Source organism: Flavobacterium weaverense (assembly GCF_003688495.1).
Taxonomy (GTDB): Bacteria; Bacteroidota; Bacteroidia; order Flavobacteriales; family Flavobacteriaceae; genus Flavobacterium; species Flavobacterium weaverense.
The window spans coordinates 375,030-388,724 of the sequence record NZ_REFH01000007.1; the positions used below are offsets into that span (position 1 = coordinate 375,030).

At 31.8% G+C, this 13,695-nt stretch carries 12 protein-coding genes; 7 read left to right on the forward strand and 5 right to left on the reverse strand.

The annotated features are described in order from the left end of the window. The first annotated feature begins 22 nt into the window (after positions 1 to 22). From porM to BC961_RS01705, 3 genes are all read left to right on the forward strand, one after another. The gene (gene porM / locus BC961_RS01695) at positions 23 to 1,564 is read left to right on the forward strand and encodes a type IX secretion system motor protein PorM/GldM (protein ID WP_121924121.1); all 1,542 of its coding nucleotides are present in this window, start codon (positions 23 to 25) and stop codon (positions 1,562 to 1,564) included. Between the two features lie 46 nt (positions 1,565 to 1,610). Beyond that, positions 1,611 to 2,501: a type IX secretion system ring subunit PorN/GldN gene (porN, locus tag BC961_RS01700; RefSeq protein ID WP_121924503.1), complete on the forward strand. Its 891-nt coding sequence runs from the start codon at positions 1,611 to 1,613 to the stop codon at positions 2,499 to 2,501. Between the two features lie 104 nt (positions 2,502 to 2,605). After that, positions 2,606 to 3,661, forward strand: coding sequence for an NAD(P)/FAD-dependent oxidoreductase (locus BC961_RS01705; protein WP_121924122.1), 1,056 nt, complete (start codon positions 2,606 to 2,608; stop codon positions 3,659 to 3,661). A gap of 2 nt (positions 3,662 to 3,663) precedes the next feature. Here BC961_RS01705 and BC961_RS01710 read toward each other — a convergent pair whose 3' ends face one another. Beyond that, complete coding sequence (locus BC961_RS01710) at positions 3,664 to 4,047, reverse strand: DUF983 domain-containing protein (protein WP_121924123.1); 384 nt, start codon at positions 4,045 to 4,047, stop codon at positions 3,664 to 3,666. A 72-nt stretch (positions 4,048 to 4,119) separates the two neighbouring features. Here BC961_RS01710 and BC961_RS01715 point away from each other — a divergent pair, with 72 nt between their 5' ends. Beyond that, positions 4,120 to 6,027 carry an ABC-F family ATP-binding cassette domain-containing protein gene (locus tag BC961_RS01715; protein ID WP_121924124.1) on the forward strand — a complete coding sequence of 636 codons (1,908 nt, stop codon included), beginning with the start codon at positions 4,120 to 4,122 and terminating at the stop codon, positions 6,025 to 6,027. 32 nt (positions 6,028 to 6,059) lie between these two features. On the opposite strand, the gene BC961_RS01720 is transcribed toward BC961_RS01715, so the two are convergent. Then, positions 6,060 to 7,028, reverse strand: a complete 969-nt coding sequence (locus BC961_RS01720; RefSeq protein ID WP_121924125.1) for an App1 family protein — start codon at positions 7,026 to 7,028, stop codon at positions 6,060 to 6,062. Between the two features lie 64 nt (positions 7,029 to 7,092). Between BC961_RS01720 and BC961_RS01725 the strand changes: the two genes are divergently transcribed. Then, positions 7,093 to 7,962 (forward strand): diacylglycerol/lipid kinase family protein, encoded by an 870-nt coding sequence (locus BC961_RS01725; RefSeq protein WP_121924126.1) that lies wholly within the window; start codon positions 7,093 to 7,095, stop codon positions 7,960 to 7,962. Positions 7,963 to 7,972: 10 nt separating this feature from the next. Here BC961_RS01725 and BC961_RS01730 read toward each other — a convergent pair whose 3' ends face one another. After that, complete coding sequence (locus BC961_RS01730; RefSeq protein ID WP_121924504.1) at positions 7,973 to 9,121, reverse strand: GNAT family protein; 1,149 nt, start codon at positions 9,119 to 9,121, stop codon at positions 7,973 to 7,975. A gap of 96 nt (positions 9,122 to 9,217) precedes the next feature. Here BC961_RS01730 and BC961_RS01735 point away from each other — a divergent pair, with 96 nt between their 5' ends. Continuing rightward, the gene (locus BC961_RS01735; RefSeq protein ID WP_121924127.1) at positions 9,218 to 9,493 is read left to right on the forward strand and encodes a 4a-hydroxytetrahydrobiopterin dehydratase; all 276 of its coding nucleotides are present in this window, start codon (positions 9,218 to 9,220) and stop codon (positions 9,491 to 9,493) included. A 340-nt stretch (positions 9,494 to 9,833) separates the two neighbouring features. Continuing rightward, complete coding sequence (locus BC961_RS01740) at positions 9,834 to 10,688, forward strand: leucine-rich repeat domain-containing protein (protein WP_121924128.1); 855 nt, start codon at positions 9,834 to 9,836, stop codon at positions 10,686 to 10,688. A 706-nt stretch (positions 10,689 to 11,394) separates the two neighbouring features. Here BC961_RS01740 and BC961_RS01745 read toward each other — a convergent pair. Both BC961_RS01745 and BC961_RS01750 read right to left on the reverse strand, forming a co-directional pair. Beyond that, positions 11,395 to 12,510 (reverse strand): PKD-like domain-containing protein, encoded by a 1,116-nt coding sequence (locus BC961_RS01745; RefSeq protein ID WP_121924129.1) that lies wholly within the window; start codon positions 12,508 to 12,510, stop codon positions 11,395 to 11,397. Between the two features lie 34 nt (positions 12,511 to 12,544). Continuing rightward, entirely contained in the window at positions 12,545 to 13,690 is a 1,146-nt protein-coding gene (locus BC961_RS01750; protein WP_121924130.1) for a YncE family protein, read from the reverse strand. Positions 13,691 to 13,695 lie beyond the last annotated feature (5 nt).

The window sequence follows — 13,695 nt, forward strand, 5'->3', positions numbered from 1 at the left end:
ATAAACTAATTATTTAGAAAATATGGCAGGAGGAAAACTAACCCCTAGACAGAAGATGATAAACCTAATGTACTTGGTTTTTATCGCAATGTTAGCATTAAATATGTCCAAAGAAGTTTTGTCAGCTTTTGGATTAATGAATGAAAAATTTGAGAGTTCAAACTCTTCAGCTGAATTATCAAACACGCAAATGTTAGCTGGTTTAGATGCTAAAGCTGCTGAAGCAGGTGGAGAATTTACTGCAGCTTCAGCTACCGCACATAAAGTTGAAACAATTACTAAGGACTTTTACGATTATATCGCTAAAATAAAAGCAGATGTACTAGTTGGTACTGAAGTTGATCCTGAAACTGGTAAATTACCTTACGAGGCAATGGATAAAGGTGATAATATCGATAACTTATGGTTTAGTCCTGCGGGATATTCTGCTAAAGGGAACGAAGTTATAGCTACAATTGAAAAGTACAAAGCAGATATGAAGTCGGCTTTAGGTGATAATAAAAAATTGTCTGCAATTATTGCAGAAGTAGAAAGCAAGTTTGACCTTTCTAAAGTTAAAAATAAAGATGGTGTCGCTATTGATTATTTAGATTACCATTTTAAAGGTTTTCCAGCTGTAGCTTCATTAGCGAAATTGTCTGCTTGGCAAAATGATGTTAAGAAATCAGAGACTGATGTTTATAATACTTTATTAGGTAAAGCTGCTGTTGCTGCTGCATCTTATAGTAATTACGAAGCAATCGTGGTTCTAGATAAAAGTGCTTATTTTCAAGGGGAAAAAGTTACGGGTAAAGTAGTTTTAGGTCGTTATGATAAAAATACGAAGCCAACTTCTTTTTCAGGTCCTGGACAAATTGTAAACGGCCAAGCTGTTATTGCAATGACTGCTGGTAGCGTGGGTGAGCAAACAATAAATGGTCAATTTACTTTTATGGAAGATGGAAAAAATATTCCATTAAAATTTAAAGGAAACTATGTTGTTGTTCCTAAACCAAATTCTGCAACTATTTCTGCAGATAAAATGAATGTAGTGTATAGAGGTGTTGTTAATCCAATGACAATTTCTTTTGCTGGTGTTTCAAGTGATAAAGTTAGTGCTTCTGCTCCGGGATTAAGTTCTGCAGGTGGAGGTAAATATAGAATGAGTCCTGGTGGCGGAGATGAAGTTATTATCAATGTAAGTGCAACTCTAAACGACGGTTCTAAAGTATCGGATAGAAAAGCATTTAGAATCAAAGGTATTCCTGGTCCTACTGGAACAATTAGAGGCGAAATGGGTGTTGTAAAAGGACCTAAATCAAATCTTGAAATTGCAACTATTGGAGCTAAATTGGTTGATTTTGATTTTGAAGTTGGCTTAGATGTTGTTGGTTTTAATCTTAAAATTACTGGCCAACCTACTGTTGTTGTTCAAGGCGATAGATTGAATGCACAATGTAAAGCGGTACTGTCAAAAGCAGGAAGAGGAGACCAAGTTACTATTTCTGAAATTAAAACAAAACTTGTTGGAGCAGGTAGTTATTTACTGCCACGAACTGCACCAGTAATTTTTGAAATACAATAATTAGTAGATTTTTAAATCTACTTAACTATCTTATAAAGATAAAATGATGAACGTAAGAAACTTTTTTATTGCTATTATCTCCATTACGGGAAGTTTAGCTTCATTTGGGCAATCAAATTTGCTTAATGCAAAAACTCCGAGCGAAATAGGGATTAAATCTGCTGCACAACTTGATGCTGATAATGATAAGCCATTAGCTTATGGTTATGTGGAAGATCGAGATGTGTTGATGGGTAAAACAGTTTGGGAGATTATTGACTTAAGTGAAAGAATAAATTTTGCTTTATATTTTCCAATCGATGCTGCAAATATTGGTCCTGATAGAAGGTCGTTGTATGACGTTTTAACTAAAGCAATGAAGAACGGTGAAATTACTGAAGTTTATACTGATAGTTACTTTAACACTAAAAAATCATTACAAGATATCGAAGGTTCTCTATCACGTATCGATACTACTGATGCAGGAAGAGAGCAAATTAATGCAGGGAAAAGAGTTTCTGAAGAGTACGTTTTAAGACAAGATTTGACTGCTGCAGATGTTACTCAGTACAAGATAAAAGGATATTGGTATTTTGACAAACGTCAAAGTGAATTAAAATATAGATTATTAGGTATTTGTCCTGTGACTCCAGACGTTTATTCTATGAATAGTGAGGAGAAAGATTATATCGAATTGTTCTGGGTATTTTTCCCAGCCGCAAGAGATGTTTTACATACTGCAAAAGCATTTAATGATAAGAACTCTGCGATGCCAATTTCATTTGACCAAATCCTTAATTCTAGACGTTTTAACAGTGTTATTTACAAAGAAGAAAATGTATACGGAGATAGAAGTATTGATGAATACATGAAAGACAATGCTCAAAATCAGCTATTAGAATCTGAAAGAGTAAAAGATAAAATTAGAAACTTTGAATCTGATATGTGGAATTACTAATGTAGTTTCAGAAATTATAAATTAAAGCTCTTACTGTTGCAGTAAGAGCTTTTTTATTTTAATAAACTTACCTTTGTCTCTCTCTCTAAAATATAGTGGTAAAAATGATTGATTATTTAATTGTTGGTTGCGGTTTAGCAGGAATTTCTTTTGCAGAGATGGCTTTAGAAAATGGAAAATCAATTTTGGTTTTTGATAATGACTCGCAAAATTCTTCAAAAATAGCAGGTGGATTATATAATCCAGTCATCTTAAAACGGTTTAGTGAGGTTTGGAAAGCGCAGGAGCAATTAGTCCTAATGAATGATTTTTATCCTCGGATAGAGAAAAAAATTAATTGCACAGTTGATTTTAAAACTCCAATCCTTAGAAAGTTTTTCTCAGTGGAAGAACAAAATAATTGGTTTGCTGCTTCTGATAAAATTGCTTTAGCACCTTTTTTATCTACCGATATAATCACAAAAAAGTATAAAGGTATTGATTCTCCTTTTGGATATGGAGAAGTGCTACAAACCGGATATGTGGATACTGCATTACTTTTAAAAAAGTATAAAGAATACTTGAAGGAAAACAATTGGTTACAGCAAGAAAGTTTTAATTACGATTTATTACATTTTGAAGAAGGTTGCGCTTCTTATAAAGACATCAAAGCTAAACATATTATTTTCGCAGAAGGTTTTGGTATGCATTCAAATCCATATTTTAATGAATTGCCTCTAGATGGTACTAAGGGCGAACTTTTCATTATAAAAGCGCCACAGCTATCTTTAGATATCATTGTCAACACTAGCGTGTTTATTCTCCCTTTAGGCAATGATTTGTTTAAAGTTGGAGCTACTTATAATTGGCAAGACAAAACTGACTTACCCACAGACGAAGGCAAAGCGGAATTAATAGATAGAATAAAAGAGATTATCACTTGCGACTTCGAAGTTATTTCGCACTTTGCAGGCGTTCGACCTACTGTTAAAGATAGAAGACCTTTGATAGGAACGCATTCAAAATTTAATGCAATGCATCTTTTAAATGGCTTAGGAACAAGAGGAGTGATGCTAGGTCCAGCGATGGCCAAAGCATTATTTGATTTTATTGAATATCAAACACCATTAGATATTTCGGTTGATATAAATCGCTTTTTAAATAAGAAGACTAAAAAATAATCTTATTTCTTATTTGTTTTTGGATCATAAGATACAAACATGTTAATGTAGATGTTTCTTGCCCAACGTAAAACAATTGGAAAAGATAAAATCATTGAAGCAACAATTGCGATAAACGCGACTTTCAGGCTTGAGCCAAAGATTAAAAAAGAAATAATAAAAGCTGCGATTCCGATACCAACATTTAAACCATAACTAACATACATCGCGCCGTAAAAAAATGAAGGCTCGATCTGGTATCTTAAACCACAATGACTGCAATTTTCATGCATTTTTAATATTTTACCCAAATGAAGTACGTTTTGATCTAAATACATACTCTCATTCTGACATTTAGGACAAGTTCCTGTTAAAATACTATTTAATTTGGATCCTTTTTTTAACATTTGCAAAAAATTTAATTTTTCCTTTTTGGAGTTACAAATTTACGGATTCAAAAAGGAATAAAATCACAATACATGCTTAATATACACAATTTATCTGTTTCTTTTGGTGGTACTTATTTATTTGAGGAAGTTACCTTCCGATTGGGTGCCGGAGACAGAGTTGGTCTTGTTGGAAAAAATGGAGCAGGGAAATCTACAATGCTTAAAATATTAGCAGGAGATTTTAAACCTGATTCAGGTCAGATCGCGACTGAAAAGGAAGTTCGTATGGGATTTCTTCGTCAAGATATCGATTTTGAGCAAGGTAGAACTGTTTTGGAAGAAGCATACGAAGCTTTTACAGATATAAAAATTGTTGAAAATAAATTAGCAGAAATTAATCACTTGTTAGTTACTCGTACCGATTATGAGAGCGACGAATACAGTCAAATTATTGAAGATTTATCTGATTACACACACCGTTTTGAACTATTAGGTGGATACAATTATGTGGGTGATACGGAAAAAATCCTTTTAGGTTTAGGATTTAAAAGAGAAGTTTTTGATAATCAAACAGAAACTTTTTCTGGAGGTTGGAGAATGCGTATTGAATTAGCCAAGTTATTACTGCAAGCGAATGATGTTTTATTACTGGATGAGCCTACGAATCACTTGGATATTGAGAGTATAATTTGGTTAGAAAGCTTCTTAAGAAACTATGCCGGAGTTGTTGTCATCGTATCGCACGATAAGATGTTCCTAGATAACGTTACAAATAGAACAATCGAAATTTCTCTTGGTAAAGCGTATGATTTTAACAAGCCTTACTCTGAGTATCTAGAATTGCGCCATGAAATTCGTGAAAAGCAATTAGCAACACAAAAGAATCAAGCTAAAAAGATTGAAGAAACTGAAAGATTAATTGAGAAGTTCCGCGCTAAAGCTTCCAAAGCATCTATGGCACAGTCTTTAATTAAGAAATTAGACAAAGTAGAGCGAATTGAAGTTGATGAAGACGATAATTCTGTTATGAATATTACTTTTCCAGTTTCTAAGGAACCAGGAAGAGTTGTAATCGAAGCAGAAAATGTAACAAAAAGTTACGGCGATAAAACGATACTAAAAGATATTAATCTTTTAGTGGAACGTGGAAGTAAAATTGCTTTTGTTGGCCAAAATGGTCAAGGAAAATCGACTTTTATAAAAGCGATAGTTGACGAATTTGAATATAAAGGAAATATTAAACTAGGACATAATGTACAGCTAGGTTATTTTGCACAAAATCAAGCAGAGTATCTTGATGGTGAAATAACATTGCTACAAACAATGGAAGATGCAGCTGCAGATACGAATCGTATGAAAGTTCGCGATATGTTGGGTTCATTCTTGTTTAGAGGTGATGATGTTGAAAAAAAGGTGAAAGTGCTTTCTGGAGGTGAAAGAAACCGTCTAGCGCTGTGCAAACTACTTTTGCAGCCTATTAATGTATTGTTGATGGATGAGCCTACGAATCACCTAGATATTAAGTCTAAGAATGTTTTGAAAGCGGCGTTACAAAAATTTGGTGGAACATTACTTCTAGTTTCGCATGATAGAGATTTCTTGCAAGGAATGTCAAATTTAGTATACGAATTTAAAGATCAAAAAATAAAGGAATATTTAGGAGATATTAATTACTTCTTAGAACAACGCAATATGGAAAATATGCGCGAAGTAGAGAAGAAAGATGCTCAAAAAGCAGCTTCTCCAAAGGAAAGTAATAAGGCTTCATATGAAGAGCAGAAAAAAGGTAAAACACTGCAAAATAAATTGAGTAAAGTAGAAAGTCAAATCAAACAATTAGAAAGAGACATTCAACAAGATGATAAAATGCTAGCTTCAAACTATGATAAACATATTGAGGATGCTAAATTCTTCACCGCTTACAATAAGAAAAAAGCAGAATTAGATAAATTACTTCTCGACTGGGAATTAGTTCAAGAAGAAATAGAAAATGCATAGTAATTAAGAGTCCTAAAAGGGACTCTTTTTTTTTATTCTATAATTCCAATAGATTTTGAGTGTTCAATTGCCTCACTACTATCTTTAAAATAGCAAACGGAAACGTTAAGCGACTCTAAATTTTCTAAAACTGTTATAACTTTTTCTTTCCTTGTACTTCCTGTTTGTCTAATGTAAACGGCCTTCACCGTGACAGGAAATATTTTGCAAATTGCTTCGTATAGAAATGCGTCCTGCTGAGAGTCATCACCTAAAAGTATATATTGTAAATTAGGATAAAATTCTAGTAAGTGTTTTACCTTTTCAAATTTGTGATTGTGATCTCCTCTGCCAGTCCATAAAAAATCTTTTAAGCTTGTTTTAATATCTTTAAGTAATAAAACCGCTTTTGGAAGATTATGAATTTGAGTGAATTTTTTAATAAAATAGTATAAGTTCCATTCACTGCTAGAAACATAGAAAAATACATTGAGTTCATTTTTATTTTCTCTTTTTGCAGTACTTAAAGCTTGGTAGTGAGCAACAACATCGGTGTAAACTTTTCTCTTGTCTATATTTTTAAATAGAAGAATGTATAATTTTTTTAATGGACTTTTAGTGTGCGAAATTAAAAAGGTATCGTCAATATCTGAAATGATTCCTAAATTCCCTTTGTGAGGTCTAATATAACTTTCAGTTGTGCTAATTACTTCTCCATTGTGAACAATGCTCACTTCATAATCAATCCAACCATAAATGTTATTTTGATCTAATGGAACACAAAACTTAAAGTAGCCATCATTAAGTGTTTTAGTATGGATTTTAGTATTGCAATGCTCTAAGTATACATCTGCATTGCTTTGTGTTTTTATTCGAAATAATTTAATAATTGATCTAGCATTTTTAAACTTTTTTTTCTGAAAATTATATTCTTCAATAGTTGTAGGCTTGAAAACGTGACCCATGACAATTAATTCTTGTTCATTTGCGTAACCTCGATATAATTTTAAAATTGGTTTCATATATTGCATTACTTTTGAAAGAAAATGAATTTAAAGATTTTTAATCAATAAAACAGAATAAATTTTGAAAAATAATATGATCCTTGTTGTCAATCCTATTTCGGGCGGCCTAGATAAAGCTGAGCTTATTGACGCTGTTACCGAATTTGCAGCGAATGAAAACGTGAATTTGATTATTTATAATACTACTGGTGATTCAGATATTGAGAAGATAAAGGTATTAAATACCACACATAATCCAAAACGAATTCTTGTTGCAGGTGGAGACGGAACTATTAAAATGGTTGCAGAAGCCACTGAACATACAGATGTCATTATTGGCATTTTACCTGCAGGCTCCGCTAATGGTTTAGCTGTAGATTTGAATTTACCAAAAACTTTAGAAGAGAATCTGCCTATTGCTTTTCATAACCATTACATGGAAATGGATATGATTTCCATCAACGGAAAAAAGAGCATTCATCTTAGTGATTTAGGTCTCAATGCTGAAATGATAAAGAACTATGAAAACAGTACGATACGCGGTAAGCTAGGTTATGCGCTGCAAACTGTTAATACATTAATAGATTTAGATGATCCATTTGTTGTAACTATTACTGGTGATTTTCCAACATTAGAATGTGAAGCACGTATGATTGTAGTTGCTAATTCTCAAAAATATGGAACAGGCGTCTCTATAAATCCAAATGGAATAATGGACGACGGAAAGTTTGAATTAGTGGTTTTAAAAAATATGGATTTGCTGGTTTTAGGCAAAATTATTTCAGGCAATATGCCACTAGATAGCAATGATGTAGAAATTATATCTACTGATAAAGCTTTAGTAACAACAAATGTTCCTGTGAGTTTCCAGATTGATGGTGAATATTGCGGCGCTGAAAATAAATTAAATATTAAAATTCTTCCAAAGCAATTAAAAGTCGCTATACCTTAAACAGCTAAAATTATTTGAATGGATTGCGTTCCTGCCAGATACTTTCTGGTTCTAAATATTTAAATATTTTAGACATATAGGGATTCACCAGAGAATTGCTATGCGATATAAGTCCATACATTTTTACTGGTTTTGCACCTACAGAACTTTTAATTTCGAGTGCAGTTCGAGCAAAAATAATTTCATTAAAATTTTTATTTATAGAATAAGCAACCATGTCGTAAAGCATATTTAAATATAACATGTGTTCTCTCTGAATCGTATCGTCATAACCTAAAAAGTAGGTGTCCATTACTTCACCATTTTTAATTAAGGTATTAAAACCGATAAGCTTATCGCCAATAAAATAGCCGTAAAAAAGAAATTTATCATGGAATATTTCCTTGAAAACTCTAAAGTGATTTCTAGGTAAAAAGAAGGTGTTAAAAGGAGCGTTCTTAGCAACATGAAAATACAAATCATAAATTACATCTTCCCTCACAATTATCTCCTCTAAGCTCAGTTTTCGTTTTTCAATTCCACTTGCTTTTTTTCGCGCTCGTTTATATTGATCTCTATATTTCTTAGATAGAGAATCAATATAGTCTTGTTCAGTTTTCCAATGATCACTAATTGAAAAAATCATATTTGGTTGCGTAGAAAACTGATATTCGTTTTTGAATTCCGGTAAAGAGAATTTTTGAATTTCTTCTTTACTAAAATCTTTATAAGTGGTAATATGTATAGTGATTCCCTTAGATTTAAAAATCTTTTTCAATTCAACTGTCGCGGCGTGTAAGGTTTGAACTGCTTTTTTTTCATTCGTTCCTTCTAATAAAGAATACGAATTTTGCCCCGTCAACATGTTATTTCCTATAACTAAAACTTGCGAAGCGAAATTTCTAAAAACAATATTTCTAACGGTAGTTTTGATGCATTTATCTCGTTCTCCAAAAGATTCTAGTTTATTTAAATCTAGAAATTGTGATACAGCAATACCAATTAAATTTTCATTTTCGAAAAGGCCAATAAAATGACAAATCATATTGCTAGGAGAAGATTGCTCTAAAACTTGCAGATAATTTAGTGACAAAAAAATGGTTGAAGTTGCTAAATCGCTCCAATTTGATGGAAGTTCAGTAGTAGAATTATAAATTTTAAAGGAGTAAGCAGTATTCAAGTTAATCAAAGATGTTTTTTCAAAATTAAACAATAAAGTTAATATATTTTAGGTTGTCTCGAAAATAACTAACTTTATAAAAATAAAAAAAATATTATGAAAGCATTTACAGAAGAAGCGGTTAAAAAAGAATTGTCTGAATTGAAAGATTGGAAATTTGCAGATAACGGAATCGAAAGAAAGTTTAAATTTTCTGATTTTTCCAATGCTTTAGGTTTTATAGTGCAGGTAGGTTTGCTTGCAGAGAAAAATAACCACCATCCAGAATTATTTAATGTATACAATAAAGTTAATATTCGCTTAACTACTCATGATGCGGATGGCGTAACTAAAATGGATATTGATTTAGCCAAAAGTATAGATAAAATATAATTTTAATTCTAAGGTGTAAAAAGTTAGAAAGAACTTATGTTTTTTATAATTTCTGAAGACTTTGTTTCGCATTTCATTCTTTGAATATTTTAAAAAATTAATAAAAAAAATGTGTCTGAAAAGATAGCTTGCAAATAGATTTTTATGAAGTCGGATACGTATTAAGTTTGATGATTTAGATCTTTAGTTCTATTAGCAGATTGCTATTAAGCAAATTACAATTTAGCTTTGTAAGTAATTTCTTTTTTTAAAATATTAAATCGTGTAGTTCATCGACTTTATTTGTTGATTGCCGAGAATCTGGTTATTTTTATTGTGTTCTAAAGAAATAAATCAGACAATGAAAAATATAACTACTCTTTTATTAACCATCGTATTTTCGTTTTCAATGGTTGCGAATGTATCTCAAGTAGAAAAAGATGCGTTGGTAAAACTATATGAATCGACTAATGGAAAACAATGGAATTCTAAGTGGGATTTATCTACTCCAGTTTCTGAGTGGTATGGTGTGAGAGTGCAGGATGACAAAGTGATTTCACTTAATTTATCAAATAATAATTTAGTGGGTCAGATCCCAGTAGAGATTAGTAATTTAATTAATCTTAAAGTACTTGATTTACATAAAAATCAATTAGCTGGAGTTATTCCTTCCTCTATTGGACAATTAACTCAAATGAAGGTTTTAGATCTTTCTTTCAACAAATTAGCTGGAGCAATTCCTTCATCTATTTGTGAAATGATTAATTTGACTGATTTACAATTATACATGAATGCGTTGACTGGCGAAATACCAGGAGAAATAGGATCTTTGAAAAACCTTGAAATTTTATCTTTGTTCAATAATGAGTTACAAGGAAATATTCCAAATTCTCTGTACGCAATGACTGCAATGAAAACGCTTTTATTGAATAGCAACAAATTGGTTGGTACTTTAAGCCCAGATGTAAAGAAATTAGTAGCTCTTGAAAATTTTAGTTTGTTTGATAATGAGATGAATGGTTCAGTACCGTTTGAGTTAGAGAAATTAAATAACTTGAAGGAGATGAATATTTCATATAATAAATTCAGAGGTTTTGTCTCTAAAGATTTAGCTATATTAGATACTTTGAATATGACAATGCTTAATGATGAAGGTATTGCAGTTTTACTAAATGTTAAAGCAGATAGAAGTACTGCTATAGCTTCTGAGGATTAATTTATAATGTAATAAAGGATAGTAGTTTTATTTCAATAATAATTAGTTGGTTTTAGAATTTCATTTTTTTAAACTTAGTTAGTAAAAACCTGTTAAGCAAATTGCTCAACAGGTTTTTTTCTTAAAAGAAGTTTTGAGCCACATACCTTTTTTTTTAACTGAGTTATTGCTGTAATAGCGTCGTAGGTAATTTTCTGTCGGCTTGATTATCGAAAATTTTTTTTCTACCGAAAATAAATTTTCATGAATTAGCCCTATTTTTTTCGTTTTTATAATTTATTAAAAATAGCTGAACTCCTCTTGCTCTTAGAACTGTGCAATTCCTCGTCTCATGTACATTTATCGTTTAGACTTTAATACATATAATTATTAGTTTAAAAATCTAATTATTTACAATATGACTTTTTTCAAATTCCATACTGCTTTAGATAATTTAGAGAGAGTATGATACATCGTAAGTAGTGGAAAGAATTACATTATTAAATATCCTATTTTCTATTCTAATTTTAGAAAGCAGTACTACTAAAAAATACAAATATGATTTAGAACTAATAGCTATAAGCGGGAGTGATAAAGTTTCTGCATTTAAGGTTTTGTTTCCTTGACTTAATATAACGCCTAAATTATTAATCCAGCTCTAAATACAAAACAGCTAAAACCAAAAAAAGCTCCAGATTTCGCTGAAGCTTTTCTATAAAGTGTTCTGTTATTTTTTTAAATTTAGGTCTGTAAATCCTGAGACTTCAGTAGAAACTTCTCCAGTTGAGCTATTTTCAGCGCGATTAGAGCTATATACTTTTACAAAATCAATTCCGTTTAATTTAATAGTTTTGCCGTCTTTATCTGTAGCCCAGCTAATATCTATTTGCGCTTTTACATCAGCATTAGACCAATTGTCTGCATAGCCCCATTCGTAAGCAGGCGTTACCCAAAATGATTTTTTTTCTAAATTTGATTTTAGAAATGTACCTTTAAAAGTAATGGTTGCACCTTTCCATAATGGGAAATAGCTTTGCTTATTATATTGATTTTTAGAAATAAAACCTTCTTGTTTCTGGTTATCAGTCCATTTTATGTAATTCGGTTCACTTCCATTTACTGGTTCGCTTGCTGGTTTGTAATAGGTAATTTCGTAATTTTTAATTGTAGTTTGTTTACTGTGTTCTGAACCTGCAATTTCGTACCACTCATCGTCTGCTTTTCCATTTCCATTGGAATCGTAGGAAACCATAATTATTCCTGGTTCAGCATTGTTTTCGAAAGCGTTGCCAAGAACAATGAAATCATTTCCTTCTTTATTGATGATGGTGTGGTCGAAACCAAAAATTACATAACCACCAAAACCACCAAGGCTTATCATATTGTTAGTTGTTAATTTTGTTTCAGCTGCAAAACGCATAGTTTCGTCTGTGTCATCTGCAGTTGCGGATGGTAATTTATTAGTAAATTGTCCAGGAGCTGGTAAATAATCAAAAACGCGTGAGATTCGATTTAAATAAGATTTTTCATTAACAGTTATTGCGAATGTTTTAGTTTTCTCTCCTCCTTCATTTTTTGCTTTAAATGCAATTGCATAAGTTCCTGCTTCTGCAAATACGTGAAGCAGATTTGAGGTGCTTGAAATTTCTTTTCCATCTAACGTCCAACTATATGTTGCATCATTTCCATTTTTTATTTCTGGTTGGATTCTTAGCCATTGCATTTTGTCAATTGTAAAACCACCAGTTGGTTCTGCAATTACAATTTCTGGCGATGCTATTTCATCGTTGGAACAAGCAGTTAATGCTAAAATTAAAGATAAAGCAATTAGAATTTTTTTCATTTTCTGAATTTTAAAGGATTATTAATTGTTGTTATTATTTGAATTTTTGTTTAAAAGCGATGTGTGCGGGAATGTCACCAGTGGTAACTGTAAATTTTGGAATTCCATCTTTGTCAACACAGTATAATTTCCCTGGCGATACATAGTCTCCAGCGTCAGTTATATATATGTTGAAAGAAATGGGATCAACTGCAATTCCGTAAGGTGTTGTTATTTGGTCGCTGATAGATTTTGGTATAAATGACTTTGGTAAGAGAGTCTCTGTTTTAGTGTCTATAAGAGAGTAGGTAATTACGTTTTCGAAAGTAGAGTAATTAAATGCAGAACCTATTACATAAGCTTGGTTGCCGGCAATACATAAATTAGCGCAAGCAATATCAAAAGTTTTTTTGACCAAATCTGTTTTCGAATCTATTATAAATAATTTAGAAGGAATTGAATAATAGTCGCCTCGTGAACTAACATAAATATCACCATCAGCATCCACTTTTAATCGATGTAAGTTTACTGCAACATCAATATCTTTAGTCTTGGTAAATGTTTTTAAATCGATCACAGAAACAGTTCTTTCATAATTAGGTGGACTATATCCTCCGGAATTAGCGACATATAATTTCTGTCCCACTACGGCTAGTTGTTCAGGCTGTCTGCCTACTTTTACGCTTCTTGTAATGCTTAGTGAAGTCGTATCAATTTCTGCGACAAAACCATTTGGTGAGCTAGAGCCTAAAGCTATCTCGCCATCATAAGAGCTTACGTATATTTTGCCATTACCAAAAGTTACATAGCGACCGTTTTTTACATCTATAACTTTAAGGCGCTTAGTTGTTTTGACATCCATAACTTCAATTTTATTAGAGTTATTAATTACGGCGTATATTTTTCCTCCGTAAACGGTTATGTCATTTCCTACGTCTCCTAATCCTAAAGTGGCTTCTGGATTAGCTTGACTGTAAATATTACGTTTGTAGGACCCTGATTTATAATCGTAATAATCTAAAGATGCTTTATTCGAACTCATGTTACCTTCGTTAAGAAGATAAAAACCATCTACCGAAGTTGGCGTTTGGGATGGAAGTTCAACTATTTCTTCTTTAATAATTGGGTCATCGGTTTGACACGATGTAAAACAGCAAGCACTAACAAGTAACAGAATCCAAAATTTATTTGTTGTTTTCATATTTT

Excerpts from the sequence above, each read along its gene's own strand:
- porM (WP_121924121.1), top strand. The coding sequence starts at position 23 with ATGGCAGGAGGAAAACTAACCCCTAGACAGAAGATGATAAACCTAATG.
- porN (WP_121924503.1), top strand. The coding sequence starts at position 1,611 with ATGAACGTAAGAAACTTTTTTATTGCTATTATCTCCATTACGGGAAGT.
- BC961_RS01705 (WP_121924122.1), top strand. The coding sequence starts at position 2,606 with ATGATTGATTATTTAATTGTTGGTTGCGGTTTAGCAGGAATTTCTTTT.
- BC961_RS01710 (WP_121924123.1), bottom strand. The coding sequence starts at position 4,047 with ATGTTAAAAAAAGGATCCAAATTAAATAGTATTTTAACAGGAACTTGT.
- BC961_RS01715 (WP_121924124.1), top strand. The coding sequence starts at position 4,120 with ATGCTTAATATACACAATTTATCTGTTTCTTTTGGTGGTACTTATTTA.
- BC961_RS01720 (WP_121924125.1), bottom strand. The coding sequence starts at position 7,028 with ATGAAACCAATTTTAAAATTATATCGAGGTTACGCAAATGAACAAGAA.
- BC961_RS01735 (WP_121924127.1), top strand. The coding sequence starts at position 9,218 with ATGAAAGCATTTACAGAAGAAGCGGTTAAAAAAGAATTGTCTGAATTG.
- BC961_RS01740 (WP_121924128.1), top strand. The coding sequence starts at position 9,834 with ATGAAAAATATAACTACTCTTTTATTAACCATCGTATTTTCGTTTTCA.
- BC961_RS01745 (WP_121924129.1), bottom strand. The coding sequence starts at position 12,510 with ATGAAAAAAATTCTAATTGCTTTATCTTTAATTTTAGCATTAACTGCT.
- BC961_RS01750 (WP_121924130.1), bottom strand. The coding sequence starts at position 13,690 with ATGAAAACAACAAATAAATTTTGGATTCTGTTACTTGTTAGTGCTTGC.